This window comes from Paraburkholderia sp. RL17-373-BIF-A (assembly GCF_046030175.1).
Lineage (GTDB): Bacteria > Pseudomonadota > Gammaproteobacteria > Burkholderiales > Burkholderiaceae > Paraburkholderia.
Genome location: NZ_JARESO010000182.1, coordinates 1 through 2829, shown reverse-complemented (window position 1 = coordinate 2829; position 2829 = coordinate 1). Strand labels below are relative to the sequence as shown.

The following is a 2829-nucleotide window of genomic DNA, read 5'->3' as shown; positions in this document are numbered from 1 at the left end:
AGTACGACCAAATGCATGCCCGGGCGAGTTTCTCCCCCAGTAGAAAAACATCAAAGAAAACGAAACATACGCACAAAAACGAAAGATAATAATTCGCCAAAAAACGAAACTCGGCACACATTCAACTATGCGGTCCGCCGCACTTAAGCATCTTGCATGCTACGGGGGTGTTATGGCGGTGACGTTCAGCACGATTTCCAGATCGTTTCTTAATGGCGCCTCCGTAAGCAATGCGGGCAACTGCAGCGGCATAGTGGCCAAAGCGGCAGCATACGGTAATCCCAATGATTTCCGGGAAATTCTCTTTTCCATCCTGACTTGCGGGATCTACGCCCTGGTAAAGTCGTCACAGATGGACAGCAAGGCGCGCGATGTCGAACGGGCCATAAAAGACCTGCATCGCGAGATTTCAGAAAACGCCAATTGCCAGTATGTGAAAGTGATGGTGGACGGTAAGCCGTTAGAGATTACCCAGCTTCATCACGGGTGTGAGCCGTTTCTCGTGATCAATTTCGATAGCAAAACAGTTGGCAGGCTCGATAATACGGATTTCTCGTCATTCAAACGATGCTTGGAGCGAGAGATCGAGAAGGCGAATAAACCTGTTTATGTCAGTTTTGACTAATGTCGAAGGGCAAGTGCAAAAGTATTACTGCACTGCCGTGCGACGCTCAAAAGCAACGGTTCGGCGCCTCTTGCCAAGGGGAGGCGGCACTACCGAGCACCGAGCTGCCGATTTTCCTTAACCACTGGTCTGTCAACCATAAGATAGTCTGTCATGACAATAATAAGCGCGAACACACTCCGGCGGGTCTTCCCGGTTGACCACGCCAAGGTATCGGACCCTTCGAAATTGGTCGTTCGGAACGACTTGCCAGGCGACTGTGTTGCATTCAAGGCATCCGGAAATCTTGCTGTGGAGGGGGCAAAGTACGGAGGTTATGGGGGGGCAGGCGACCTGATTCTGTCGATCTTGACATTTGGCATTTACGCGTTAGTCAAGTCAAACAAGGCAGACGAGAAAAGAGCAGTCCTCGAACTGGCAATGACAGATCTTCATCGAAATATCGAGTCGAAAGGCGCGGCGCAAAGGTCCGTTGAGGTCGTGACCGACGGCAAGCTTCTGAAAGTTTCGGAGGCGGGTTGCGCAAGCGGCACGAGTCTTTGCATTGAGTTTGGTGGGGAGCTGGTGGCCGAACTCGAAGGCATCAGTCTTGTGGAACTGGGAAAACGCTTGAAAAGAGAAGTTCAACAGACGCAGGTTTCGTAACGGAACGGCGCCTGCAGGCAGGCAGATGGACAATCTGGCCGCCAGCCTCGCTTACATCGCTTCGCAACTCCCCAAGCCCGTAGGCGCGAGGAGAGCGTATGAATTCCTTTACAAGTGAGTTCGAACTGCAGGCGGCCGACGCTTACGTGAGGGCCGCCCGTCGGCGTATATCGGTACTGGAGGACAGACAGCAACGGGAACTTGCTGAAGGGATTGCCAACCCTGAACTCGACCACCTGCTGACCCTAATGCGCGGAGTGCTTGACACCATGATTGAGCACCAGGCTATTGTCGCGGCGGAGGCCCGTCTACAGCGCGAAGCACCGCACAGGCGCCCGGAGCACCCGCGGTGAAAACATGCGGCAAATAGCAGTAATGAGCGCCCTTGCTAACGCCTGTAACGAACCGATATGTCGAACTCACTCGATCATGAAGCCCGCGCCGAACTATTGTGCTACCTCGTTGCGACCCAACTCGCAGCTCATGCGTGCACCGGCGAATGGCTACGCACCGATCATTTTGTGGAATCACTCAACCTCTGGCTAATCACGAGTGGAGCCGAAGCTGACTGGCTCGAACGGATGCAGTTCAAACCGCTATCGGAAATGGTGGCACGGGACCTGCATAAGCTGCCGCACTTCCGCAAGGTCTCAACACTCGCCGAGCTGTTCACTGACGGCTTGCGCCTTAATTATCACTCACCGATCGTGCTGATCATATATGAGATCTGCGATCGGAAAGCGAGGAAATCCATCTGAACGAGTGCGATTGGAACTCGCAATGTGCGGCCCGGACTGACAATTCTTCTGCCTCCCACGTCTGTCCGCGGCACGCGCAATTTCGTCGGCTGTATGCCCTTTCCCTCACGGAAGACTTCGCATAAAGTGAGCCGGTCTCTCAGTGAAATTCAACCATGGATGAACACCGTCGCGTTCCAAGCGAAAACGTGGTACCACCGCTTCAACCTGAGCCTGCGGGACATTGAGGAGTTGCTGCTGCCTTTTACAGGACATCGAAATGACAACGACCATGCGACGCGAAGGCATCACATATACCCTGCACCATATTGGTATCCCGACTGAGAAGCCGCTAGCCGGCGAACGGTATGCCGCCAAAGTCGGAATGTATACGTCTGATGACCTCACAGGACCTGTGCCAGTCCAGTGGCATCGGTTTGAGCCCGATTCCCCGTTGCATCCTTTGATGCGGACGGTGCCACATGTGGCGTACCGGGTAAGTAACCTCGCCGCAGCGATTGAAGGTCACACCGTGATTCTCGGCCCGTACGAGCCCATCGACGACTTCCACATAGCGGTCATCGACAATGCAGGGGTGCCCGTGGAGTTCATTGAGACGAGTCTGTCTGATGCTGAGATCTGGGGCCGTGCGCGAACCGGACAGCATGCCAGCTTATACGAATGAGTGCCGATGTGAAGTCAATGACCACCTCGGCGGCTAGCTTCTGAAACTCCCGTGTCGTTCTATAGCACCACCTCGAGCCAGTCATCGATTTCGCATTAAAATCAGCTGCTTAGACTGAGATGTGGCGGATTTTTAGC

The 2829-nt window shown here is 54.0% G+C and carries 5 protein-coding genes; all 5 read left to right on the top strand.

Going from position 1 to position 2829, the window contains the following annotated elements; translation table 11 throughout:
• Positions 1 to 172 precede the first annotated feature (172 nt).
• Positions 173 to 625 carry a hypothetical protein gene (locus tag P0D80_RS49265; protein ID WP_408295783.1) on the top strand — a complete coding sequence of 151 codons (453 nt, stop codon included), beginning with the start codon at positions 173 to 175 and terminating at the stop codon, positions 623 to 625.
• A gap of 153 nt (positions 626 to 778) precedes the next feature.
• Entirely contained in the window at positions 779 to 1270 is a 492-nt protein-coding gene (locus P0D80_RS49260) for a hypothetical protein (RefSeq protein WP_408295781.1), read from the top strand.
• Between the two features lie 98 nt (positions 1271 to 1368).
• Entirely contained in the window at positions 1369 to 1623 is a 255-nt protein-coding gene (locus P0D80_RS49255; protein ID WP_408295778.1) for a hypothetical protein, read from the top strand.
• Between the two features lie 57 nt (positions 1624 to 1680).
• The gene (locus P0D80_RS49250) at positions 1681 to 2028 is read left to right on the top strand and encodes a hypothetical protein (protein ID WP_408295776.1); all 348 of its coding nucleotides are present in this window, start codon (positions 1681 to 1683) and stop codon (positions 2026 to 2028) included.
• Between the two features lie 259 nt (positions 2029 to 2287).
• On the top strand, positions 2288 to 2692 hold the full coding sequence (locus P0D80_RS49245; RefSeq protein WP_408295773.1) for a glycoside hydrolase family protein: 405 nt from the start codon (positions 2288 to 2290) through the stop codon (positions 2690 to 2692).
• Positions 2693 to 2829 lie beyond the last annotated feature (137 nt).